The sequence below is a fragment of the Peptoniphilus asaccharolyticus DSM 20463 genome, assembly GCF_900176115.1.
In the GTDB taxonomy this organism is placed as follows: Bacteria; Bacillota; Clostridia; order Tissierellales; family Peptoniphilaceae; genus Peptoniphilus; species Peptoniphilus asaccharolyticus.
Map to the genome: position 1 here is coordinate 1 of NZ_FWWR01000001.1, position 2,994 is coordinate 2,994.

4 protein-coding genes and 1 rRNA gene are annotated in these 2,994 nt (G+C 30.1%); 1 reads left to right on the forward strand and 4 read right to left on the reverse strand.

Going from position 1 to position 2,994, the window contains the following annotated elements; all coding sequences use genetic code 11:
- The 4 genes from B8869_RS00005 to B8869_RS12325 all read right to left on the reverse strand — a co-directional run.
- Nucleotides 1–59: ribosomal RNA gene (locus B8869_RS00005) — 16S ribosomal RNA — on the reverse strand; the annotation flags it as partial.
- Nucleotides 60–465: 406 nt separating this feature from the next.
- A complete protein-coding gene (locus B8869_RS00010; RefSeq protein ID WP_084229714.1) occupies nucleotides 466–1,515 on the reverse strand; it encodes a tetratricopeptide repeat protein in 1,050 nt (349 codons plus the stop codon).
- 14 nt (nucleotides 1,516–1,529) lie between these two features.
- Nucleotides 1,530–1,898 (reverse strand): IS30 family transposase, encoded by a 369-nt coding sequence (locus B8869_RS11830; RefSeq protein WP_327083028.1) that lies wholly within the window; start codon nucleotides 1,896–1,898, stop codon nucleotides 1,530–1,532.
- 353 nt (nucleotides 1,899–2,251) lie between these two features.
- Nucleotides 2,252–2,518 carry a helix-turn-helix domain-containing protein gene (locus tag B8869_RS12325; protein ID WP_412458507.1) on the reverse strand — a complete coding sequence of 89 codons (267 nt, stop codon included), beginning with the start codon at nucleotides 2,516–2,518 and terminating at the stop codon, nucleotides 2,252–2,254.
- Nucleotides 2,519–2,659: 141 nt separating this feature from the next.
- On the opposite strand from B8869_RS12325, the gene B8869_RS11625 reads away from it, so the two are divergent.
- On the forward strand, nucleotides 2,660–2,833 hold the full coding sequence (locus B8869_RS11625; protein WP_200805927.1) for a hypothetical protein: 174 nt from the start codon (nucleotides 2,660–2,662) through the stop codon (nucleotides 2,831–2,833).
- The last annotated feature ends 161 nt before the right edge of the window (nucleotides 2,834–2,994 follow it).

A 2,994-nucleotide genomic window follows, 5' to 3' on the forward strand; every position in this document is an offset into this window, starting at 1 on the left:
TGCATGTGTTAGGCGCGCCGCCAGCGTTCGTCCTGAGCCAGGATCAAACTCTCGATTAAAATTGTTTGGTTCCTTAGCACTCAGTTTTTATTCACTGACTTTTCCGCTAAGCTTTTTGCTTTGCTTATAGTTTTATTCTTTTCTACACTATTTAATTATCATTGTTCTTGGCTATCTCTTGCGAAACAGCTTATTTATTATACCTCTTTAAGATTTCTTTGTCAAGAACTTTTTTCATTCTTTTTAAGTTTTTTCTTAAGGAGTGCCATTCCTCAGAACAGCTTATTTATTATACTACAGCTTATTTATTATACTACAGCTCATTTTCTTCTGTCAAGAACTTTTTTTAAATTCTTTTTTTGAAGTTTTGCTGTTGCAACTTGTTCAGTTGACTTTTATTAGTCTAACATCTCAACATTACTCTGTCAATATATTTTTCGTTATTTTTTCACTTTTTCTAAAATTCTATTTTAGTAGTGATAGCAACTGCTCTGAAGGCCCTATTTCACAGGCTTTTTGGAAATAGTCCTTATACTTTTTATCTTTTAAATTATAGTATAACAAACCAAGATTATAGTTCAGAGTGTAGCTCCTATTAAATTCCTCTAATCCTTTTTCATACCACGCTATAGATTGATCTATATTATCTAATGCAACACTTACTAAAGCTGCATGATTATAGTATTCCTCTCTATTAACTTTTTCAATTGCTTCTTCTATTAATTCATATGCTTCTTCATAGTTACCTAAATGGTAATTTATTATACTTTTATAGTAGGACACTTTATCCACTTCATAGTATGATTCACTTATCTTATTAAATGCATTTTCCGCTTCTCTAAACTTGCCATATCTAAGGTATGCTTCTCCCTCTTCCATTCTTGCATAGTCTTCAAGCTCTTCCATATTCACTCTAACTTCGTTTTTCAATTCGTCATTGCCGTCAAAGTTTAAAAACTTTTTAAAGTACAACATGGCTTTTAAGTGATTTCCTATTCCTGTATTTATATGTCCCAACTTATATAGTGCTAAAGGATATTCTTCTTTCTTTGTTATATCTTCATATCCTTTAAGCAATTTAGATACGATTTCTTGTTTTTCTTCATCTTCTAAAAGTTCTATATTTTCATTATAAATTTGTTCAAGCACACCTAATCTCGTAAAGAAAAGATCTGCATCATAATCTAATAATGCATCTTGTGCATTTAAATATATATAACTCTCTATCAAATTTTTATTGTCTAAATAATATTTAGATAGATATAGTATATAATCTTTTACATTTGAATGAATAACTTCTACTATACCCCTGTACTCTTTAGCATATTTAAAATCAGGTTCTATTCCAAGTAAAAATACTATACCTTCTGTAACTCTTAAAAGGTCAAATTCTTCTTCTAACTTTCCAGTTTGAATTCCTTCTAAAAGACTTGTCATTTTAACCGGCAATGGTATTTCTTTTTTTATTTCCAAGTCTTTTACTTTGACCGTCTTTTTTAATTGACGAATTGTCAAATCAAATGCAACACCTATGGTAAGAGACCAAAAAGTTCTTCTTTAGGTGTTTTATATTTTATACATTTTCTAGGTCTATTATTCATTAAACTTAAGTTATAATTTAATTCATCAATATTCACTTCTGATAAATCCATACCCTTAGGATAAAACTCCCTCAAAAGTCCGTTACTATTTTCATTTGTACCTTTTTGCCATGCACAATAGGGATCACAAAAATAAGTTTTGCATCCTAATTCTTTTTCTATTTTCTCAAATTCTGAAAATTCTTTACCTCTATCAAAGGTTATTGTTTTTACTAATTCTTTTGGATAATCTTTTAATGCATTTATTATTGCTGGTGTTACGCTTTCCGACTTTCTATTTTCAACTAGGATTGCTATATAATATCTAGATTTTCTTTCTGCTAAAGTTACGAAACAACATCTACTTTTCCTTTTATGATCTAATCTGCGCGATGCACATGTATCGCGTTACAGTGTGCCGAACTCTTGAGTCTGATATATGCATTGAGAATGATATTAATTGTTCTACCTTTATCATTGAATTTTCCTCTTTTTTCTTCTGGCCTTTTAAATTTAGCTTTGTTCTTCTCAAATTTTTCATACTAGTTTTTGGCTAGCTTTTTGGCGTGTATTATCTATGATTTCGTTGGGTAGATGGGTAGTCGATGCATCTCATTTGTGTGACTATTCGATATTTGATCAGGAGACCTATGTACCTTATCTTTTACTGCTCAATAATCAAATACATAGTTTGAGACTTTACTTTTTCTATGGCAGTCTTTTCTTCTATCAATATATTTATCATTTGCCTTTATCGGAAAGTACTTAGTGTAACTTCCCCTACTAACTTTTATCTTAGATGAATTTCTTTTAATTTCTCTAGATATTGTACTAGGTGACGTATTAAGTGCTTGTGCAATTTTCCTTATACTTATTCCTAAATTTTTAATTTGGTAAATACAAGATCTTTCTTCTATGGTAAGATTGTTATAGCTCATAGTTTATCACTCCTTTTAATATGTTTTGTTTGGTCACTTGCATATTAAGGCAGCTGATTAGCTATGAGTTTATTTATGTTGCACTTGTTATGATAAATTATATAAAGAAAATGTTGTTTNTGCTTTTAACGATTGCTCGCAATGTTAATTCCAATTCCAATTAATCTTAAAGACGGAGGCAGCGTTAGATATAGAGCAGCTATCTATGAGGTGACGAGGCTTCATACTCTGGATTTAAATTCTAAAATAGGATATATAGATGGACTGGAGATTAAAATTTTAGGACATACAATCTATATGAGTGTAAAAAATTAAATCAAGCCTATAATCATGGAGTCCAAGCTACATCTTAAAAAAGCTGAAACTAGATTTGCCTCTTCAAACTTCTTATTACATTCATCGTTTATAATTAAAAGTTCTCCTCTATTAAGCCTTCCATAGATTAGTTCTCTGTCATAGTAAGCATTCCTTCCAAT

Excerpts from the sequence above, each read along its gene's own strand:
- B8869_RS12325 (WP_412458507.1), bottom strand. The coding sequence starts at position 2,518 with ATGAGCTATAACAATCTTACCATAGAAGAAAGATCTTGTATTTACCAA.
- B8869_RS11625 (WP_200805927.1), top strand. The coding sequence starts at position 2,660 with ATGTTAATTCCAATTCCAATTAATCTTAAAGACGGAGGCAGCGTTAGA.